The sequence below is a fragment of the Cellulomonas sp. GbtcB1 genome, from assembly GCF_019091725.1.
Classification (GTDB): Bacteria; Actinomycetota; Actinomycetes; order Actinomycetales; family Cellulomonadaceae; genus Cellulomonas.
Genome location: NZ_JAGXJG010000035.1, coordinates 1 through 20502, shown reverse-complemented (window position 1 = coordinate 20502; position 20502 = coordinate 1). Strand labels below are relative to the sequence as shown.

General features: G+C 76.4%; 15 protein-coding genes. 4 read left to right on the top strand and 11 right to left on the bottom strand.

Translation table 11 applies throughout. The annotated features are described in order from the left end of the window. Positions 1-3 precede the first annotated feature (3 nt). The 3 genes from KVT14_RS13110 to KVT14_RS13100 form a co-directional block, all read right to left on the bottom strand. Positions 4-2169 (bottom strand): iron ABC transporter permease, encoded by a 2166-nt coding sequence (locus KVT14_RS13110; protein ID WP_217616068.1) that lies wholly within the window; start codon positions 2167-2169, stop codon positions 4-6. Positions 2170-2203: 34 nt separating this feature from the next. Beyond that, complete coding sequence (locus KVT14_RS13105; RefSeq protein WP_217616067.1) at positions 2204-3199, bottom strand: iron-siderophore ABC transporter substrate-binding protein; 996 nt, start codon at positions 3197-3199, stop codon at positions 2204-2206. 97 nt (positions 3200-3296) lie between these two features. Further along, positions 3297-4163 (bottom strand): ABC transporter ATP-binding protein, encoded by an 867-nt coding sequence (locus tag KVT14_RS13100; protein WP_254630888.1) that lies wholly within the window; start codon positions 4161-4163, stop codon positions 3297-3299. 184 nt (positions 4164-4347) lie between these two features. Here KVT14_RS13100 and KVT14_RS13095 point away from each other — a divergent pair, with 184 nt between their 5' ends. Beyond that, positions 4348-5541, top strand: coding sequence for an NAD(P)/FAD-dependent oxidoreductase (locus KVT14_RS13095; RefSeq protein ID WP_217616065.1), 1194 nt, complete (start codon positions 4348-4350; stop codon positions 5539-5541). Between the two features lie 31 nt (positions 5542-5572). Then, on the top strand, positions 5573-6073 hold the full coding sequence (locus tag KVT14_RS13090; protein ID WP_217616064.1) for a glutathione peroxidase: 501 nt from the start codon (positions 5573-5575) through the stop codon (positions 6071-6073). A 134-nt stretch (positions 6074-6207) separates the two neighbouring features. Here KVT14_RS13090 and KVT14_RS13085 read toward each other — a convergent pair whose 3' ends face one another. The 8 genes from KVT14_RS13085 to KVT14_RS13050 all read right to left on the bottom strand — a co-directional run bounded on the left by KVT14_RS13085 (position 6208) and on the right by KVT14_RS13050 (position 17544). Then, entirely contained in the window at positions 6208-6885 is a 678-nt protein-coding gene (locus tag KVT14_RS13085; RefSeq protein WP_217616063.1) for a GPP34 family phosphoprotein, read from the bottom strand. Positions 6886-6965: 80 nt separating this feature from the next. Next, positions 6966-10514 carry an ABC transporter ATP-binding protein gene (locus tag KVT14_RS13080; RefSeq protein WP_217616062.1) on the bottom strand — a complete coding sequence of 1183 codons (3549 nt, stop codon included), beginning with the start codon at positions 10512-10514 and terminating at the stop codon, positions 6966-6968. A gap of 157 nt (positions 10515-10671) precedes the next feature. Then, the gene (locus KVT14_RS13075) at positions 10672-11304 is read right to left on the bottom strand and encodes a response regulator transcription factor (RefSeq protein WP_217616061.1); all 633 of its coding nucleotides are present in this window, start codon (positions 11302-11304) and stop codon (positions 10672-10674) included. Next, complete coding sequence (locus KVT14_RS23480) at positions 11301-12692, bottom strand: histidine kinase (protein WP_217616060.1); 1392 nt, start codon at positions 12690-12692, stop codon at positions 11301-11303. The genes KVT14_RS13075 and KVT14_RS23480 overlap by 4 nt, the downstream gene beginning before the upstream one ends. A 30-nt stretch (positions 12693-12722) precedes the next feature. Then, a complete protein-coding gene (locus tag KVT14_RS13065) occupies positions 12723-13301 on the bottom strand; it encodes a hypothetical protein (protein WP_217616059.1) in 579 nt (192 codons plus the stop codon). A gap of 123 nt (positions 13302-13424) precedes the next feature. Continuing rightward, on the bottom strand, positions 13425-13808 hold the full coding sequence (locus KVT14_RS13060) for a hypothetical protein (protein WP_254630882.1): 384 nt from the start codon (positions 13806-13808) through the stop codon (positions 13425-13427). Continuing rightward, positions 13805-15814 (bottom strand): ABC transporter ATP-binding protein, encoded by a 2010-nt coding sequence (locus tag KVT14_RS13055; protein WP_217616058.1) that lies wholly within the window; start codon positions 15812-15814, stop codon positions 13805-13807. Before KVT14_RS13055 ends, KVT14_RS13060 begins: the two co-directional genes overlap by 4 nt. Further along, entirely contained in the window at positions 15811-17544 is a 1734-nt protein-coding gene (locus KVT14_RS13050; RefSeq protein WP_217616057.1) for an ABC transporter ATP-binding protein, read from the bottom strand. Before KVT14_RS13050 ends, KVT14_RS13055 begins: the two co-directional genes overlap by 4 nt. 332 nt (positions 17545-17876) lie before the next feature. On the opposite strand from KVT14_RS13050, the gene KVT14_RS13045 reads away from it, so the two are divergent. Together KVT14_RS13045 and KVT14_RS13040 are read left to right on the top strand one after the other, a co-directional pair. Continuing rightward, the gene (locus KVT14_RS13045) at positions 17877-18791 is read left to right on the top strand and encodes a WecB/TagA/CpsF family glycosyltransferase (protein WP_217616056.1); all 915 of its coding nucleotides are present in this window, start codon (positions 17877-17879) and stop codon (positions 18789-18791) included. Beyond that, a partial coding sequence (locus KVT14_RS13040; protein WP_217616055.1) for a glycosyltransferase occupies positions 18788-20502 on the top strand: 1715 nt, incomplete at its 3' end. The genes KVT14_RS13045 and KVT14_RS13040, both read left to right, overlap by 4 nt.

Sequence of the window (20502 nt, the reverse complement as noted above, 5' to 3'; positions counted from 1 at the left end):
CGGTCAGCGGCGCGAGGTCGCGCGCATCCGCCAGAGCAGCCAGAGGAAGTACGGCGTCCCGACCACGGCCGTGACCAGGCCCGCGGGCAGCTGCGCCGGCGCGATCGCCGTCCGTCCCACCACGTCGGCCACGCAGACCAGCGCCGCGCCGAGCACGACGGTCAGCGGCAGCGTCCACCGGTGCCGCTTGCCGATCAGCATCCGCGCGGCGTGCGGCGCGACCAGCCCGACGAACACCACCGGTCCGATCGCGGCCGTGGCCGCGGCCGTCAGCAGCACCGCGGCCCCGACGTGCAGCGATCGGGACCGCGGCAGGTCGACGCCGAGCACGCGCGGCGTGACGTCGTCGACCTGGACCAGGTCGAGGTCGCGGTGCGTGCGGGCGACGACCAGCACGCCGATCGCCAGCGCCACCGCCATCGGCACCAGCTGCGGCGTCCCGGCGCCGTAGGTCGACCCGCCGAGCCAGGTGATCGCGCGGTTCTGGTTCCACGGGTCGGTGCGGACCAGCAGCAGCGTCGTGACCGCGCTCGCCGCCGCGCCGGTGCCGAGCCCGACCAGCACCATCCGGCCCGACGCCATGCCGGTGCCCGCCGTGACGCCGAACACCAGGAGGCCCGCGAGGACGGCACCGACCAGCGCGCCGCCGAACACCAGCGCGAACGACGGCGCCGCCGTGAGGACGATGACGACGACCGCACCGAGGCCGGCCGCGTGCGCGACGCCGAGGACGCCGGGGTCGGCGAGCGGGTTCCGGGTGACCGTCTGCACCAGCGCACCGGCCAGGGCGAGGCAGGCACCGGCGAGCAGAGCCGCGGCGACCCGCGGCACCCGGGAGTCGAGGATGATGTCCAGCCGCACCGACGCCTTGCCGGCGAGCCAGTTCGCCACGTCGCCGAGCAGCACCGTCGAGTCGCCGAGCAGCACGCCCGCGACGACGACGCCGACCAGGACGAGCACCCCGGCGCCCAGCAGCAGGGCCGGGGCGCGGCGGGCGAGGGCGCTGCCGGCGCGCAGCGTGACCAGCGTGTCGGGCTCCAGCGCGGCGCGCGCCCGGCGGGCCAGGACGACCAGGGCGACGGCGCCGATCAGGCTGGTCACGACGCCGGTCGGGACGGTGACGCCGGAGATCGGGCCGAACACGGCCCGCAGCGCGACGTCGGCGGTGAGCACGAGGGCAGTCCCCGCGACCGCGGCCGCGGGGATCAGGAGCCGGTGCCGGCCGAGCGGCCGGACCCAGGTCGCGAGCAGCCGCACGAGCAGCGGCGCGCACAGGCCGACGAACCCGATGGGGCCGGTCACCGTGACGGCGCAGGTGGCGAGCAGCACCGCCAGCACCACGCCGACGAGGCGGGTCCGGGCCACGTCGACCCCGAGCGACCGGGCGGCGTCGTCGCCGAGCCCGAGCAGGTCGAGCCGGCGGCCCAGCAGGACGAGACCCAGGAACGCGACGACCACGACCGGCGCGACCGTGCGCACGGTGCCCATGCCGTTCTGTCCGAGCGAGCCCGCGCCCCAGGCGAACAGGCCCTGGGTCTCCCAGGGGAACAGCACGAGCAGCGCCTGCGTCACCGACGACAGGCCGAGCGTGATGGCGGTGCCGGCGAGCACCAGGCGCACCGGCGAGGCGGCCGGGCCGCCGGACAGGCCGATCACCACACCCGCCGCGGCGAGGCCGCCCGCGAACGCGACCGCCACGCCCGGCAGGGCGCCGAGCGAGGCCCCGACGACCGCGGCGGCGGTGACGGCGAGGTGCGCGCCCGCGTTGACCGCGAGGGTGTCCGGTGCGGCGAGCGGGTTGCGGGCGATGCCCTGGAGGGCCGCGCCCGAGGCGCCGAGCGCGCAGCCGACCAGCACGCCGGCCGCCAGGCGCGGCAGCCGCGAGGCCGTGACGACCGCCGCGGCCTGGTCGAGGCCGCCCTGCCCGGTGAGCGCCCGCCACAGCTCGCCGACCGTGACGTCCGCGGTGCCCTGGGTGAGGTGCCACGCCGCTGCGGCGACCAGCCACACGACCAGGAGCACGAGCGCGCCGACGAGCCGCACCGGCTGGCGCCGGGCCGGGGTCTGCTCGCGCGCGGCACCGCGCCCCCCGCCCGCCGGTCCGGCGCCGGGCGCGGCAGGGGGCGCGGCGGCGGCGACGGGGCCGGTGGCGGGGGGCGAGGTGGTCACGGTGTCCCTCAGGGGTGGGCGGTGCGGGTGCGGGTCACTCGGCGGTCAGCTGGGCGACCAGGTCGTCCGACCAGCCGGCCAGCGACTCCGGGCCGCCGTAGGCCCAGATGCCGACGCCCGAGCGGTACACGTGGCCCTGCTGCACGAACGGCAGCGACTGCCACACCGGGTTGCTCGCGAGGACGGTCTCGACGACGTCGTCCTCGTCGTCGTTGCCCCAGTAGAGGAACCGGGTCTCGGCCGGCAGCGCCGTCAGGCCCTCGACGTCGACGTAGGACAGGCCGTACGCGTCGTCGCCCGGGTCCTCGGTCGCGGAGCCGAGACCCATCTCGGTGGCGACGGCCTGGAACGCCGTGCGCGGGCCGTGCATGCGGACCGTGACGTTCGCGCCCTCGGCGTACGGCGAGGCGAACACGACGGGCGTGCCCTCCAGACCGGCGTCGGCGATCTTCTGCGCGTTCTCGGCGATGTGCGCCTCGGTGTCGGTGACGACCTGCTCGGCCTCGTCCTCGGCGCCGACCAGGGTCGCGACGCTGCGGAACGTGTCCTCGACGTAGCCGAGCGGGTCGGACGCGTCGGCGCCGTCGAACAGCGCGACCGGCGCGATGCGCTCGAACTGCTCCAGCGCGCCCTCGGGGATCGAGGACGTGACGCCGATGATGAGGTCCGGCTCCAGGCCGGCGATCGCCTCGACCGAGGGCTCGCCGCGGGTGCCGACGTCCTCCGGCTCGCCCTCGAGCGGCACGACCGTGCCCACCCAGGAGGTGTAGCCCGCGACGTCCGCGGCGCCGACCGGGGTGACGCCGAGCGACGTCAGCATCTCGGTCTGCATCCACTCCAGCGACACCACCCGGGTCGCCGGGGCGTCGAGCTCGACGGTCTCGCCGCGGTCGTCCGTGATGGAGACCGGGCCGCCCGCGGCGGCGGTGCCCGTGGTCTCGGCCGCCGGCTCGTCGGTGGTGCCGCAGGCCGCCAGCGCGGCCACCGCGCCGACGGCGACGAGCGCCGTGAGCGTGCGTCGGGTGGTCATCGTTCCTCGTGTCTGCGCGGGAGAAGTGGGCGCCCGCGCGTCGCGCCCTCGGCCGCGGGGAGGCGCGGCGGGTGGAGAGAGAGTCGGTGGCGGCGCGTCAGGCGCCGACCGGGGCGGGGTGCGGGGCGCCGGCCGGCGCGTCCGCGGGTTCGTCGGTGCGGCGACCGGGAGCCCGGCCGGCCACGCGGCGGAGCAGCAGGCGCGGCGCGTGCACGCTGACGTGCCCGGTGCCCGCGTCGGTGCGCACCTCGATGTCGATGTCGTACACGTCGCTGAGCAGCGCGGAGGTCATCGCGTCCTCGGGTGCGCCGTCCGCGACCACGCGGCCGCCGTGCAGGACCAGCACCCGGTCGGCGACCGCCGCGGCCTGCTCCAGGTCGTGCAGCACCACGCCGACCGCGACGCCGTGCGCGTCCGCGAGCTCCCGGACGAGCTCCAGCACCTCGACCTGGTACCGCAGGTCCAGGTGGTTGGTCGGCTCGTCGAGCAGCAGCACACCCGTGTCCTGGGCGAGCGCGGACGCGAACCACACCCGCTGGACCTGGCCGCCGGACAGCGCGTCGACGTCGTCGCCCGCGAGGTCCGCCATCCCGGCGAGCTCCAGCGCGCGGTCCACCGCCGCCCGGCCCTCGGGGTCGGTCCCCCGCCAGCCCTGCCGGTGCGGGTGCCGGCCGAACTCGACCGCGTCCCGGACCGTGATGCCGGCGGGCGTCGGGCGGGACTGCGCGAGCAGCGTGACCCGGCGCGCGAAGTCCCGGGCGGACAGCGCGTGCGCGTCCCCGTCGGCGACCGTGACCCGGCCGGCGGACAGCCGCTGCAGGCGGGCCATGCCCCGCAGCAGCGTGGACTTGCCGGAGCCGTTCGGCCCGACCAGCGCCGTGACCCGGCCGGCGGCGAGCTCGACGCTCGCGCCGGTGACGACGGGGTCGCCGCCGTAGCCGATGCTGACGTCGGCGGCGGCCATCGCGGCGGTGTTCACGGGCACGAACCGGGACATTAGCGAAGGCTTACCTCAGAAGTCCATCCGCGTCCGGTCCGTGACCCGCGATGCGCGGCTCCGCCCGGGCGCCGCGGCCCGCCGGGCGGGCCGGCGTGCGCTCGCCTAGCGTGGCCGGGTCCGAACCCGACGCACGGAGCGTGGTGCACACATGAGCGGTCCCCGGCGGCACGACGTGCTCGTCATCGGCGGCGGCAACGCCGGCCTGTCCCTCGCGGGGCGACTCCGGCGGGACGGCTGCCGCGACGTCGCGGTGGTCGAGCCGCGGTCCGTGCACCACTACCGGCCCCTGCTGTCGTACGTCGCGTCCGGCACCGCGACCCTCGCCGACCTGCGCCGGCCGCAGGACGAGGTCGTCCCGTCGGGCGTCCGGCGGTACGCGGGCACCGTGGCGTCCGTCGACCCGGCGCGGTCGGTCGTCCTCCTCGCCGACGGCACGGAGCTGGGCTACGGCGACCTCGCCGTCTGCCCCGGCTCGGAGGTCGACTGGGACGCGGTCCCCGGCTCGCGGGAGGCGGTGGCGACCGCGCACGCCGCCACCAGCTACCTGCCCGAGCAGGCGGAGAAGACCTGGACCATGCTGTCGTCGCTCCGCTCGGGCCGCGCCGTCTTCGCGATCTCCGACCGGCACGTGCCGTGCGCCCCCGTCGGGCTGAAGCCGCTGTTCGCCGCGGTCGACGTGTGGCGGCGCACCGGCGTGCTCGACGACATCGAGGTCGAACTGCTGGTCGAGGGGCCGCAGCTGGTCCGGCACGAGGCGGCCGACCGCCGGCTGCGGGACGCGGCGGCGGCGTACGGCGTCCGGGTCCGGGTCGGGACCACGGTGCGCTCGGTCGACGCCGAGGGGCGGACGCTGGCGCTCGAGGGGCCGGACGGTGCGTCGACGCTCGGCTACGACGCGCTGTACCTGGCGCCGCCGCACCGCGCGTACGCCTGGATCGCCGAGAGCAGCCTGGCGACCGACGACAGCGAGGGGTTCGTCGCCGTCGACCCGGAGACCCTGCAGCACGTGGCACACCCGAACGTGTGGGGCCTCGGCGACGCCGCGACCGTCGGGACGCTGCCGTCCGGCGGGGCGCTGCGCAAGCAGGTGCCCGTGGTGGCGCGCAACATCCAGGCCCGCCGGACCGGGCGCCCGATGCGGCGGTACGACGGCTACTCGGTCGCGCCCGTCACCACCTCCCGCCGCCGGCTGCTGCTCGCCGAGTTCGACCGGACGGGCCGGCCCGAGCCGTCGCTGCCCGTCGTCGACCTCGCGCGGCCGCGCTCGAGCCTGCTGGTGTTCGACCGGTACCTGGAGCCGCTGATCTACTGGCACAAGCTCATCCAGGGCCGCGTCTCCTGACAGCCGGGCCCGCCGGTGGCAGGGTGAGCGCGTGCAGATCGACGACATCCCGGTCCGGACCCTCCGCGGCGAGGACACCACCTTCGGCGCCCTGACCGACGGGCGCGTGGCCCTCGTGGTCAACGTCGCGTCCCGGTGCGGGCTCGCACCCCAGTACGAGCAGCTCGAGGCGCTGCACCGGTCCTACGGCGGGCGCGGGTTCACCGTCGTCGGCGTGCCCAGCAACCAGTTCCTCCAGGAGCTCGGCTCGTCCGAGGCGATCGCCGAGTACTGCTCCGCCACCTGGGGCGCGACGTTCCCGATGCTGGAGAAGACCCCCGTCAACGGCCGGCACGCCCACCCGCTGTACCGCGCGCTGCACGAGGTGCCCGACGACACCGGCAAGGCCGGGCGGATCACCTGGAACTTCGAGAAGTTCCTGGTCGCGCCGGACGGCCGAGCCCGCCGGTTCCGCCCCCGCGTCCTGCCGGACGCGCCGGAGGTCGTCGCGGCGATCGAGGAGCTCCTCCCGGAGCACACGCCGGAGGCGTGACGGCGCGCGCCTTCCGAGGACGGAGGCCGAGTCCCGGGCGAGTTCGGTGGCTTCCGCCGAGTTCGGTGCCGACAGCGTCCGAACCGGGCTGGGACCACCGAACTGGCGGTGCGCGCTGGGATCGCCGCAGCGGGTCAGCTGCCGGCCGTCGCCGCGACGGTCGTGGCCGCCATCACCGCGGACATCGCCGCCGTGGACGCCGTGATCGCGTCCTGCACCGCCTTGGCCGCCCAGGTGCCCTCCGCGACCTCCTTGGCCCGGCGGCGCACGTCGCGGGCCGGCACTCCCCCGCAGTCCACGGCCGACTGCGCCGCGCCCACCGCGTGCAGCAGCGCCACCAGCGCGCCGGTGCGCGGGTCGGGATCGAGCCCCTGCACCAGCACCGCGGTCAGACGCGACCGGACCTCGTCCTCGTGGCGGCCGTCGGCCTCGGGCCAGCGCGTGCGGGGGAAGAGGCCGAGCACCCGGTCGTCCTCCCGGCGCAGCACCCCGCGCTCCGCGAGCCGGGCCGTGAGCGCGTCCCGCGTGCCCTTGCCGAGCCGGGTCACCAGGTCGGAGGCGGACCGCTCGCGCTCGGCGACCCGGCCGAGCGCCTCGGCGAGCACCGGGTCGGACACGACCGCGCCGGGCGTGACCCCGACCTTGGCGGACGACCACACGCTGGTGCGCTCCCGGACGTGGACGGCCTCGGCGAGGGCGAGCTCCAGCAGCAGCGCGCCGCCGAGCGCGACGTCGAGGTAGCTGGACGTGGGGGTGCCCTTCACGTCGTCCAGGAGCAGGAGCAGCAGGTCCTCGGCGATGAGCGTCGTCACGGGGCCGAGCCTAGCGATGGGCCGCCGGACGCACGCGGTGGGTGCCGGACGCCGCGACCTCGGCGCGTGACCCACGCCGGTCACCCCGCCAGGTGACCCCACCGCGCGGCGAGGTCGCGCCACGGCCCCACCGCCACCACGGCGCCCTCCTCCAGCACCACGACCCGGTCGGCCCGCGCCAGCGCGGCGCGCTTCGACGTCGCACCCACCACCGTCGTGCCGCGCTCCCGCAGGGCGGACCACAGCTCGGTCTCGGTGCTCGCGTCGAGCGCGCTGGACACGTCGTCGGCGAGCAGCAGCTCCGCGTCGGTGGCGAGCGCCCGGGCGAGGGCGAGCCGCTGCACCTGACCGCCCGACAGCCGCACGCCGCGGTGCCCCACGAGCGCGTCGGGCCCGCCCGCCTCGGCGACGTCGGTCGCCATCCGCGCCGCGGCCAGCGGTCCGTCGACGGCGCGGTCGTGGTCGAGGCGCACGTTGTCGGCGAACGTCCCGGACAGCACGCGCGGCACCTGGGCGACGTGCGCGACGCGGCCCGGTCGGAGGAAGGCCTCGGCGTCCTCGACGTCGGTGCCGTTCCACCGGATCCGGCCGGTGTGCGCCATCAGCCCGGCGAGCGCCGACAGCAGGCTGGACTTGCCCGCGCCGACGCGCCCGAGCAGCAGCACGAGCTCGCCGCGCGCGACCGTGAGGTCCACGTCGGCGACGCCGATCGTGCCGTCGTCGTGCACCGCGCCGACGCCGCGGAGCTCCAGGTCGTCGAGCCGGTCCCGCGCGTCCGGACCGGGCCGCGCCGCAGCGCCGGTCGACAGGTCGACCCCGGGCGCCTCGGCCACCAGGTCGGCACCGCCCGCGAACGACGCGGTCGCCTGCTGCCAGGCCCGGGTGCCGGGCGCCTCGGTGACCACCGCGCCCGCGACGACGCCGAACCAGTTGAACCCGGCCACGGCGCCCGCGACCAGCAGCGTGCTCGCGAGGTCCCAGACCCCGGCGAGCAGCGCGCCCCAGGCCACGACCGCGCCGACCTGCACCATGATGATCGGCACGCCGTCGAGGACCGCCTGGACCCGGTGCTCGAACACGGCGGCCTCGACCCGGCCGGCGTCGACCCGGCGCAGGTGCGCGTGCACCTCGGGCGTGCGGGCGGCCAGCTTGACCGTCCGCGCGGCGTCCAGCGCGGAGACCAGCGACCGCCCGAAGCCGGCGCGGGCCGCGGCCGACCGGGTGGCCGAGCGCCCCGCGACGCCGCGACCCGCGAGGGCGCAGACCGCGCTCACGACGAGGACCGCGAGCAGCACGGCGCCCGCGAGCAGCGACCAGCTCAGCACCGCCGTGACCGCCACCAGGACGAGACCGTTGACCAGGTCGACCCAGCGGTCCGCGTAGAGCACGAACCGGTCCGCGTCGAGCGCGCGGGCCACGACCTCGCCCGGCGGGGTCCGGCGCAGCCGGTGCTGCCGGGTCTGCCCGACGAGCACCGACATCCGCACCCGGAGCAGCAGCTCGATCCACCACTTCGGGTACAGCCGGAACGCGAGCGAGCTGCACGGGGCGACGAGCAGGAGGGTCACGGCCAGCGCCACGACGAGGCCGGTGGTCGGCTCCCCCGCGCGCAGGCCCTCGACGGTGTGGCCCCACAGGTAGCCGGTCACCGCGCCCTGGGCGGCGAACAGGCTCGACAGCAGGAACAGCAGACCGCCGAGCAGGCCCCACCGGGGCTTGACCACCAGGGCGTGCGCGATCCCGCGGGCGAGGCTGGGGCCGGTCCCCGGGTCGCGCAGCGCAGGCGGCGGCCCGGTACGCCGGCGGGCGCCGACCTCGGCCGCGCGCTCGTCGGCGTCCGCGGCCGGGGCGGTCGCGGCGACGTCGATCGTGTCCGCGTGCCCCTCGACCCGGCTCGCCTCGAGCAGCGCCCGGAACGGCCCGTCGACCTCGGTCAGGGTCGCACGGTCGCCCTGCTGCACGACGCGTCCGTGGTCGAGCACGACCACCTGGTCCGCGCGTTCGACGGTCCCGAGCCGGTGCGCCACGAGCACGCCGGTCCGCCCGCCGAGCAGCCGCTCCGACGCCGCGACGACGCGCGCCTCGGTGAGCGGGTCCATCCGGGCGGTCGCCTCGTCCAGCACGACCACCTGCACGTCCCGCACCAGCAGCCGGGCGAACGCGACCAGCTGCTCCTCCCCCGCGGACAGCGAGGTCCCGCCGGGCCCGAGGAGCGTGTCGAGCCCGTCGGGCAGCCCGGCGACCCACTCGGCGAGCCGGAGCTCGCGCACGGCGCCCTCGACGTCGGCGCGCGGCACGTCGGCGAACAGCGCGATGTTCTCCGCGAGCGTCCCGGCCAGGATCTCCGTGCGCTGGGTGACCACGCCGACCGCGCCGCGGAGCGCCTGCAGGTCGAGGTCGCGCACGTCGACGCCGCCGAGCAGCACCGAGCCGGGCTCCGGCTCCACCGCCCGGGACAGCAGCGACGCCAGCGTCGACTTGCCCGATCCGGTGCGGCCGACGAGCGCGACGGTCTGCCCCGCGGGCACGCGCAGGTCGACGCCGCGCAGCGCGAACGTGCCCTCCGCGTACGAGAAGTGCAGGTCGCGCAGCTCGAGGTCGAGCGGCCCCTCGGGCACGGCGCGGCCTCCGGCCGGCTCGGGCTCGGTGTCGAGCAGCTCGCGGATGCGGACGATCGCGCCGATCCCCTCCTGCACGTCGGGCAGGTGCCGGGCGAGCTGGTCGAACTGCCCGACGAACGACGCGGTGACCAGGAACAGCGTGACGAGCTGCGCGACGGAGAGGTCGCCCGCGCCCGCGAGCACGACGCCGGCCACGACGACGCCGGCGAGCAGCGCGTGCAGCAGCGTCCCGGCCTTGGCGGTCATCCGGGTCTCGACGGCCAGGACGCGGTCCAGCATCCGGTGCACGACCGCGGACGCCTCGGCGAGGCGCCGGACGGCGAACGCCTGCCCGCGGCTGGTGCGCAGGTCGTCGCGGGCGGCGACCGCCTCCTCGAACGCGGCGGCGTTGTCGGTCCAGGCGCGCTCCTCGACCACCTTGCGGCGTGCGATCTCGCCCAGCGACGGCCGCACGACCAGCACGGTGAGCCCGCCGAGCAGCGGGAACAGCACCCACGCCGGCCACCAGGTGAGGCCGCCGACGATCCAGAGCGGCACGCAGCCGACGACGGTGCGGCCCAGCCCCCAGACCTGCCGGCGCACCAGCGTGCCCACCGCGTGCGTGTCGTCGTCGACCCGGTCGAGCACCTCGCCGACCGCCTGCTCCGAGAGCGTGCCGAGCGGCTGGTGCAGCGCCGCGCTCAGCAGGTCGCCGCGGAGCCGGCCCTCGGCGCGGTCGACGACGCCCGCCCATGCGACCTGCCCGACCGTGTCCACGAGCGCGGCACCGACGAGGCACGCGGCGAGCAACCAGAGCCCCGCGGCCGTCGGGTGCTCGGCGAGCTCGCCGGCGACGACGGTGCCGAGCGCGGCGCCGACCGAGGCGATGGTCAGCGCGACGAGCGCGAAGCCGGCGACCGGACCCCGCAGGCGGCGCCAGTCGAGGCGGCGGGCGGGGTCGAGCGGCGCGCGCGAGGCCCGGTCGGCGGTGGCGTCGACCGGGGGCGGGGGGGTGGTGGTTCCGAGCATCGTCCGTCGACCCTAGGGCGGCCCACCCACACGCCCGAAGCGCATTTCGCCGACGGGCGCCGCTGGGCGCCCCCGGCGACGTCACCTACGGGATCCGGCCCGGCCGCACCCGATCGTCGACGGCCGGGCCGGAACGCGTAGGTGAGCCGCCGGCCGGTCACGCCTCCGGCAGGTGCTCCCGCGCCCAGAGCGCCGCGCTGGTCCGGTCCGCCACGCCGAGCAGCCGGAACACGTGCCCGACGTGCACCTTGACCGTGCGCTCCGCGATGCCGAGCTCGCGCCCGATCTGCTTGTTCGCCAACCCGCGCGCGAGCAGCCGCAGCACGTCGCGCTCCCGCGCGCTGAGCCGGTCCGCAGGCCGGGGCGTGGCGGCGGAGGGCAGCAGCGCGCCGGCCACGCGCGGGTCGAGCGGGGCGTACCCCCGGGCGGCGGACCGGACGGCCGCGACCAGCTCCTCCGGCTCGCAGTCCTTGAGCAGGTAGCCGACCGCGCCCGCACCGACCGCCGCCGACACGCGGTCGTGGTCGGAGAACGACGTCAGCACGACGACGCGGGTCGCCGGCCGCGCCGCCAGGACCTGGCAGGTCGCCTCGACGCCGTCGGTCCCGGGCATCGACAGGTCCATGAGGATCACGTCGGGCGCCAGCTCGGCCGCCAGCGCGACCGCCGCGGCGCCGTCGGCGGCCTGGCCCACGACGCGCATCCCGTCCGCCGCGTCGACCAGCCCGGCCAGCCCGGACCGCACCAGGTGGTGGTCGTCCGCCAGCAGCACCGTGATGTCCTCGGTCATCGCACCTCCACGTCGGGGTCGACGGCGAGCCGCCAGCGCGTGCCCACGCCGGGCGCCGAGTCGACCGACAGCTCCGCACCGGCGGCCGCCGCCAGGTCGCCGAGCACCCGCAGCCCGAGGTGGCCCTCGGGCGGGCTCGCGAGCGTGGCGGCGGCGTCGAACCCGGCGCCGTCGTCGGCGACCTCCAGCACCAGCAGGCCACCCGACCGCGCCAGGCCCACCCGCACCTCGTCCGCGCCCGCGTGGGCGACGGCGTTGCGCACCGTCTCCTGCGCCACCCGGTAGACGAGCTGCTGGGCGTCGACGCCGATCCCCGCCAGCGCGTCCTCGGGCGCGTCGACGGTCACCCGCACGCCGCGGGCGGCGAGACCGCCGGCGAGGTCGGCGAGCGCGGCGCCCAGCCCGGCGGTCCGCAGGCTCGGCGGGTAGATGTCGACGAGCAGCGACCGCAGCCCGCGGATGGACGTCCGCACGGTGCCGCTCGCGGCGCGCACGTCCGCCGCGACGTCCGGGGCGCCGGCCCGCTCGGCGCGCTCGGCGGCGCCGGCGAGGGCGAACGACGAGGCCGCCAGCTCCTGGACCACGCCATCGTGCAGCGTCGCGGCGATCCGGCGGCGCTCCGCGTCGGACGCGTCGACGGCGCTGCGCAGCAGCCGCTCCCGCTGGTCCTGCCCGCGGCGCAGCCGGTCGAGCAGCGTCCACAGGACCGGTAGCAGCAGCACCAGGAGCAGGAGCAGGCTGGTGACCGTGATGCCGGCGAAGCCCCGCCACACGGCGGCGGCGCGCTCGGTGACGACGTCGTACCGGCTGTAGGTCTCGAACAGCAGGACCGTCCCGTCCGGCGTCCAGACCGGGCGGTAGACCTCGAGCAGCCGGCCCTGGTCCCGCTCGAACCGGTTCTCGGGCTCGTCGAGGTCGCTGACCTCGGCCTGCGTCGACGGGTCGGCGAGCACCGCGCGCTCGTCGTCGCCCAGTCCGAACGTGTCGCCGATCAGCCGGGGCTCGTCCGAGTACACGATCCGTCCTTCGGCGTCCCAGAGCTTCACCCGGACGACGGCGTCGCCGAGCACCCGGTCCCGGACGACCGTGTCCAGTGCCGCGAGGGCCTCCGGGTCACCGGCGGCGACGCCGTCGGTCAGCGCGGGCTGCACGACGGCGTCGGCCAGGAGGTCGGTGCTGCGCGCGGCGTCGTTGACGGACTCCTGCTCGGCGATCCGGCGGCTCGCGCTCAGCCCGAGCACCGCGACCAGCACGAGCACGACCGCGGCCGCCGCGCCGACCTGGAGGAACACCCGCCAGGTGCGGACGGGGGCGACCGAGGAGGCGGGCGGCGCGCCGCGGCTGAGGACGACTCGCCCGTCCTCGGCGGCGGGCGCGGGCGTCTGCACAGGCGCCACCCTAGGTGCTGCGGGCACGGGTCAGTCGTCGCTGCCGTGGCCGCCGTGCCGGCCGCCGTCGTCGTCGCCCCCGTGCCGGCCGGAGTCGTCGGAGCCGGAACCTGACGAGTGGTGGCCGGAGTCGTCGGAGCCCGAGCCCGACGAGTGGTGGCCGGAGTCGTCGGAGCCCGAGCCCGACGAGTGGTGGCCGGAGTCGTCGACGGGCGCGGCGGGCGCCGCCGGGGCGGAAGTTACCGCGGGCGCGGCCGGCGCGACGGTGCCCGTCCCGTTCACGCGGCGGTCGTCACCGGGCTCGACGCGGTCGTCGCGGTCGACGCGGCCGCCGTGGTCGTCCGGCACGGCCGAGGGCGAGGAGGAGCCGGAGGGCGTCGTGTCGTCGGACGGCGACGTGGCGGCGCCGGTGCCGTTCGCGCGCCGGTCGTCGCCGGCCTCCGTGCGCAGGTCGCGGTCGGTGGCCCCGCCGCGGTCGTCGGCGGTCGGTGCCTGGCTGGGCACCGAGACCGGCACCTCGCGGCTCAGGCTGGGGTTGGCGGTGAGGCCGACGACGGCCGGCACGATCGCCAGCGCGGCGGCGGCGGTGAACACCAGGGTGCGCTTCATGGGGACTCCTCGGGTGGGTCGTGGATCCGACGAGTCAGTTCTCCCGCGCCGCGGGTCTGCCGCGCGATCGGACGTTGGTACTAGTACCCGTCCCGAGGGGTCCCCGTGCTGGTCAGCGCGCCGTCAGCCCCGTCGGTCCACCAGCAGCCACGCCCCCGCGCCGAGCACCGCCGCGGCGAGCAGCACCGAGGGCCACGCTCCCAGCGCCCCGGCGAGGACGTGCGACGCGACGAAGCACGCCGCACCGAGCAGCACCACGGCCAGCACCCGCGCGGCTCCCGCCGCCCACGACCGCCACGCGCACCACGCCACGCCGAGCACGAGCACGGCCCCGCCGAGCGCCCGGACCCCGGTGCCCTGGGCGACGGCGAACGCCGCCACGAGGGTCACGGCGGCCAGCACGCCGGTCGGGACGGCGGCGAGCGGGCCGCGCGCCCCGGCGGGCCGGGACGGCGCTACCGCCGCCCCGACCCCGCCGGAGGGACCGCCCTGTGCCGGACCGGTCACTCGTCCGCCCCGACGACCGCGCCGGCGAACTGCGACTGGTACAGCCGGTGGTACGCCCCGCCGGCCGCGATGAGCTCGTCGTGCGTGCCCTTCTCGACGATCGCGCCGTGCTCCATGACGAGGATGAGGTCGGCGTCCCGGATGGTCGACAGCCGGTGCGCGATGACGAACGACGTCCGCCCCTGCCGCAGCGAGGCCATCGCCTGCTGCAGCAGCTTCTCGGTCCGGGTGTCGACCGACGACGTGGCCTCGTCGAGGATGAGCACCGACGGCCGCGCGACGAACGCCCGGGCGATGGTGATCAGCTGCTTCTCCCCCGCCGACAGGTTGGCCGCGTCCTCCTCCAGCACGGTGTCGTACCCGTGCGGCAGCGAGTGCACGAACCGGTCGACGTAGGTGGCCTGCGCGGCCGCGAGGATCTCCTCGTCGGTCGCCGACTGCCGGCCGTACCGGATGTTCTCCCGGATCGTGCCCGCGAACAGCCACGGGTCCTGGAGCACCATGCCGGTGCGCGCCCGGGCGTCGTGCCGGGAGAGCGTCGCGATGTCCTGGCCGTTGACCAGGATCCGGCCGCCGTCGAGCTCGTAGAACCGCATGAGCAGGTTGACCAGCGTGGTCTTCCCGGCGCCCGTCGGGCCGACGATCGCGACCGTCTGCCCGGGGCGGACGGTGAACGACAGGTCGGAGATCAGCGGGTGCTCGGGGTCGTACGAGAACGCGACGTGCTCGAACTCGATGGTGCCGTCACCCTCCGCCGGGGCGGGTGCCTGCGGGTCGTCCTCGCTCTGCTCGTCCTCGTCGAGCAGCTGGAACACCCGCTCGGCGGACGCGGTGCCGGACTGCACGACCGCCGCCATCCCGCCGAGCTCGGACAGCGGCTGGGTGAACATCTGCGTGTACTGGATGAACGCCTGCACGCTGCCGAGCAGCATCGTGCCGTTCGCCACCATGAGCCCCCCGAGCACCGCGATGCCGACGTAGGTGAGGTTGCTGACGAACGACATGCCCGGCCAGATGATCCCGGACAGGAACTGCGCCTTGAACGAGGCCTGGTACAGCTCCTCGTTCTCCGCCTTGAACCGGTCCGCGAAGTCCTGCCGGCGGCCGAAGACCTTGACCAGGGCGTGGCCGGAGAAGGACTCCTCGACGCGCGCGTTCAGCCGCCCGACCTTGCGCCACTGGGTGCCGAACGCCTTCTGCGACTTCGGGCCGATGATCCCGAAGATCACGCCCATCAGCGGGATGGAGACCAGCGCCACCAGGGCGAGCTGCCACGAGATCGTGAACATCATGACCAGCACGCCGACGACGGTGAGGATCGAGGTCAGCGCCGAGGACAGCGACTGCTGCATCGTCTGCGTGATGTTGTCGATGTCGTTGGTCACGCGGGAGATCAGCTCGCCGCGCTGCACCTTGTCGAAGTAGGCGAGCGGCAGCCGGTTGATCTTGGTCTCGACCTGCTCGCGCAGCCGCCACATAGCCCGGACCATGATCACGTTGATGATGTAGCCCTGGAGCCACATGAGCAGCGCGCCCGCCACGTACAGCGCGAGGACCGTGACCAGCAGCCGGCCGAGCAGGTCGAAGTCGACCCCCGAGCCGGGCACCAGGTTCTCCGCCGCGGCGACCATGTCCGCGACCCGCTCCTGGCCCGCGGCACGGAGGCCCTCGACGGCCTGCTCCTGGGTGAGGCCCTCGGGCAGCTGCCGGCCCATGAACCCGGTGAACACCGCGTCGGTGGCGCGGCCGAGCACCCGCGGGGCGAGCACCGTGAGCACGACGCCGGCCGTGCCCATGATCGTGACGGCCACGAGGGCCCACTTGTAGGGGCGCAGCAGGCCGAGCATCCGGCCGAACGACTGCCCGAAGTTGTCCGCCTTGCCGGGCGCGACCGAGTCCCACGAGTCCGAGGCCAGGCGTGCCTGCTCCCCGAGCTCGATCTCGAGCTTCTCGTCCTCCGTCAGCTCCGGCTCCGCCGGCTTGGTGCGCGTCTTCTGGTCGCTCATGCGCCGGCCTCCACCGCGAGCTGGGACTCCGCGATCTCGCGGTAGGTCTGGTTGGTCGCGAGCAGCTCGTCGTGCGTGCCGAGGCCGGCCACGCGGCCGTCCTCGAGGACGAGGATCTGGTCCGCGCCGGTCACCGTCGACACCCGCTGGGCGACGACGATCTTGGTGACGTCGGGCAGCTCGCGCCAGAGCGCCTGCCGCAGCCGGGCGTCGGTCGCGAGGTCGAGCGCCGAGAACGAGTCGTCGAAGAGCAGCACCTCCGGCCGGCGCACCAGGGCGCGCGCGATCGCGAGCCGCTGGCGCTGCCCGCCGGACACGTTGGTGCCGCCCTGGGCGATCCGGGCCTCGAGCCCGCCCTCCATCTGGGACACGAAGTCGCTCGCCTGCGCGATCTCGAGCGCGCGCCACAGGTCGGCGTCGGTGGCGTCCTCCTGGCCGAGGCGCAGGTTGGACGCCACGGTCCCGGCGAACAGGAACGGCCGCTGCGGGACCAGGCCGATGCCGGCCCACAGCTCCTCGACGTCGCGGTCCCGGACGTCGACGCCGCCGACGCGCACCGCGCCGCCGGTCGTGTCGAACAGCCGCGGGATCAGCGAGACGAGCGTGGTCTTGCCCGCACCGGTCGACCCGATCACGGCGACCGTCTGGCCCTGGCGGGCCGTGAACGAGACGCCCGACAGCACCGGGTGCTCGGCCTCTGGGTACGCGAACGTCACGTCGTCGAACGCGACCTCGCCCGGCCGCGGCGTGCCGCGCACCGGCTCGGCCGGCTCGGCGAGCGTGGACTCGCTGGTCAGCACCTCGGTGATCCGCTCGGCCGACACGGCGGCGCGCGGGATCATCACCGTCATGAAGGTGGCCATGAGGACGCCCATGAGGATCTGGCCGATGTACTGCATGAACGCGAACAGCGTGCCGACCTGCACGTTGCCGTTGTCGACCTCGATGCCGCCGAACCAGATCACGCCGACCACGGTCACGTTGAGCACGAGCATCGCGAGCGGGAACAGCACCACGAACAGCGAGCCGATCTTGCGGCCGACGACCATGATGTCGGTGTTCGCGCCCCGGAACCGCTCGCCCTCGATGTCCTCCCGGACGAACGCCCGCACGACGCGCACGCCGGTCAGCTGCTCGCGCATGATCCGGTTGACCGCGTCGAGCTTGGTCTGGAACGACCGGAACAGCGGCACCATCCGGCTGATGATGATGCCCGCGACGAGCAGCAGCACCGGCACCGAGACCGCGATCAGCCAGGACAGGCCGACGTCCTGCCGCAGCGCCATGATGATGCCGCCGATCGCGAGCATCGGGGCGCTGACCAGCATCGTCGAGCCCATCATCGCGAGCATCTGGACCTGCTGGACGTCGTTGGTGTTGCGCGTGATGAGCGAGCCCGCCCCGAACCGGGAGATCTCCCGCTCCGAGTAGCCGCTCACCCGCCCGTACACGTCGTCGCGCAGGTCCCGCCCGACCTGCATCGCGGCGCGCGCGGCGAAGTAGGTGGCGACGATCGCCGCGACGATCTGGCCGAGGGACACCACGAGCATGTAGCCGCCCGCGCGCCAGATGAACGCGGTGTCGCCCTGGGCCACGCCCTCGTCGATGATGCGGGCGTTCAGGTTGGGCAGGTAGAGCATGGCGAGCGCCGAGCAGAGCTGGAAGACCAGCACGCCGAGCAGCAGCCAGCGGTAGGGGCGCAGGTAGCGCATCAGCAGACGGGCGAGCACGTGTTCTCCTGGGGTCGGCGGGCGACGAGGTCCGCGACCACGGGGCGGCGGGGGGTCCGTCCGCGATCGGCTCCGACAGGGTAGCCACCCCCACCGACACCCACCGCCACCTTTTCGCCCACCCCCGGGGGGCGTGGAGTCTTGTCCCGCCCGGGGAGCGCGCCCTAGGGTCGCCCTGTCCGAATTGTCCTATATGTCCCTACCGCGGACTCAGGCCACGGGTCCCCGGCGCCGTCGTCCGCCCTGCCGCCCGGCCCCCGGGTCGCAGCACGGGGACGGCCCGGGACGCGGGACCGGGCGCGCGTCGGGCGCGACCGAAGGACGTGACAGCGATGTCGAGCACCGGGGCGCACCGCGCCGCATCCTCCCGCACCTCGCTCCCCTGGCCCCGCGTCCTGCTGGGCGGCACGCCGGTCGACCTGCTCGAGACGGCCGGCGCGGTCGACACCGTGGTGGGGCACGCGTCCCGCGGCGCGGGCTGGCCGCTGGGGGTGATGAGCGCGAACCTCGACCACATCCACCACTTCGGCTACCACGGGCCGTCGTCGCTGGTCCCGTTCGCCTGGGCGCACCCCGACGCCGGCGACCCGTACCCGGCGGGACCGCCGGTCCCCGACCCCCTCGACGGGCTGCCGCCCGTCCGCTGGCTCAACCTCCTGGACGGGGCGCCGCTGGTCCGGCGCGCCGAGCACCTCACCGGGCACGCCTGGCCGCGGCTCGCCGGCAGCGACCTGATCGCGCCGGTGCTCGACCGCGCGGCCGCCGTCGGCCTGCGGGTGGGGTTCCTCGGCGGCTGGCCGGACGTGCTCCACGCGCTGGCGGCGCGGCTCGCGGCGGACCGGCCCGAGCTCGCCGTCGCGGGCCTGTGGTCGCCGCCGCGCCGCGACCTGGACGACGCCGCGGCCTGCCGCGCCTGGGCCGCCCTCGTGCGGCACTCGGGCGCCGACGTCGTGGTGGTGGGGCTCGGCAAGCCGCGGCAGGAGCGGTGGATCGCGCGGTACGGGCCGCTCACCGGCGCGGCCGTGCTGCTCGCGTTCGGCGCGGTGGTCGACTTCCTCGCGGGCGCGGCGCAGAGAGCCCCGGAGGCCGTCCGGGACCACGGCTGGGAGTGGGCGTGGCGCCTCGCGCACGAGCCCCGCCGGCTCGCGCGGCGGTACCTGGTCGACGGGCCGCCCGCGTACGACGTCCTGGCGCGGCGGAGCTTCGTGCTGGTGCCCGGGGCGCCCGAGCCGGCGGGGCGGCCGTGACGGCCCAGGCGGAGCGCCGCGCGACGACCGGGCCGGCCTTCGCGGCGGCCGGCGCGCGCGCGGAGCTCGGGGTGGTCGTGGTGACGTACGACAACGAGGCGCACCTCGACCGCCTGCTCGCCAGCCTGCGCCTCGAGGCGGCGGGCACCCGGATGCGGGTGGTGGTCGTCGACAACGGGTCGTCCGACGGGACGGTGCGGCGCGCCCGCGCGCACGCCGACGTCCGCACGCTGACGGGGCACGGCAACGTCGGCTACGCGGGCGGCATCAACGTCGGGGCGGCGGCGCTCGGCGACGTCCCGGCGGTGCTCGTGCTCAACGCGGACCTGGTGCTCGAGCCCGGTGCCGTGCCCGCCCTGCTGGCACGCCTGCACCGGCCGCGGGCGGGCGTGGTGCTGCCGATGCTGCTCGACCGGTCCGGCGCGGTCCAGCCGTCGCTGCGCCGGGAGCCCTCGGTGACCCGGTCGCTCGGCGACGCCGTGCTGGGGCGGTTCCTCGGCGACCGGCCCGGGTGGCTGTCCGAGACGGTGCGCGACCCCACCGCCTACGCCTGGGCGCACCCGGTCGACTGGGGCACCGGCGCCGCGGTGCTGGTGCGCGCCGAGACCGCCCGGTCGGTCGGCCCGTGGGACGAGCGGTTCTTCCTGTACTCCGAGGAGACCGACTACTGCCGCCGCGTGCGCGAGGCCGGCTGGGAGGTGTGGTTCGAGCCTGCCGCGCGGGTCCGGCACGCCGCCGGCGGCTCCGGGCGCGGCCCGGAGCTGACCGCGCTGCTCCAGGTGAACCGGGTCCGGTACGCCCGCAAGCACCGGGCCGCGCCCGTGGCCGGGGCGACCCTCGCCGTGACGGCGGTGACGTCGCTCGCGCGCACCTGGGACCCGGGGCACCGGTCGGCGGTGCGCGCGCTGCTGGTCCCGGCGGCGCGGCGGGCGCTGCCGAGCGGGCGGCCGACCGGGCTGGCCCAGGCGGACGGCGGCCGGGCAGCCACCGGTCCCGGTCCCGCGACCAGGAGCGCCGCGCCCGCGCGCGTCACCGGCACCGTGGTCGTCCCCGCGCACGACGAGGCGGCGGTCATCGGCCGCACCCTCGCCGGGCTCGCGCCGTGGGCCCGGGCGACCGGGGTCGACGTGGTCGTGGTGTGCAACGGCTGCACCGACGGCACCGCGGACGTGGCGCGGCGGTTCCCCGGGGTGCGGGTGCTCGAGCTGGCCGAGGGGTCCAAGCCCCGCGCCCTGGACGCCGGCGACCGCGCCGCCCGGGCCTTCCCGCGCGTGTACCTCGACGCGGACGTCACGGCGTCCCCCGCGGCGGTCGCCGCGACGCTGCGCGCCCTGGCCGAGGGACCCTGGCTCGCCGCCCGCCCGCCGGCGGCGGTGGACGTCGCCGGGGCGTCCGCCCCGGTGCGCGCCTTCCACCGCGCGCGGGCCCGGCTGGCGGCCCCGCGGGAGGCCCTGTGGGGCGCGGGCGTCTACGGTCTGTCCGCCGCGGGTCACGCGCGGCTCGGCCGGTTCCCGGACCTGGTCGCGGACGACCTGTGGGTGGACGCGCTGTTCGCCCCCGGGGAGAAGCGGGTGGTCGACGCGCCGCCCGTGCGGGTGGTGGCGCCGCGGACCGCCCGGAGCCTGGTGCGGGTGCTCGCGCGGACCGCCCGGGGCACGGCCGAGGTGCGGGCGCGGGCGGCCGCGCGCTCGGACGCGGCACCCGCCGCGCC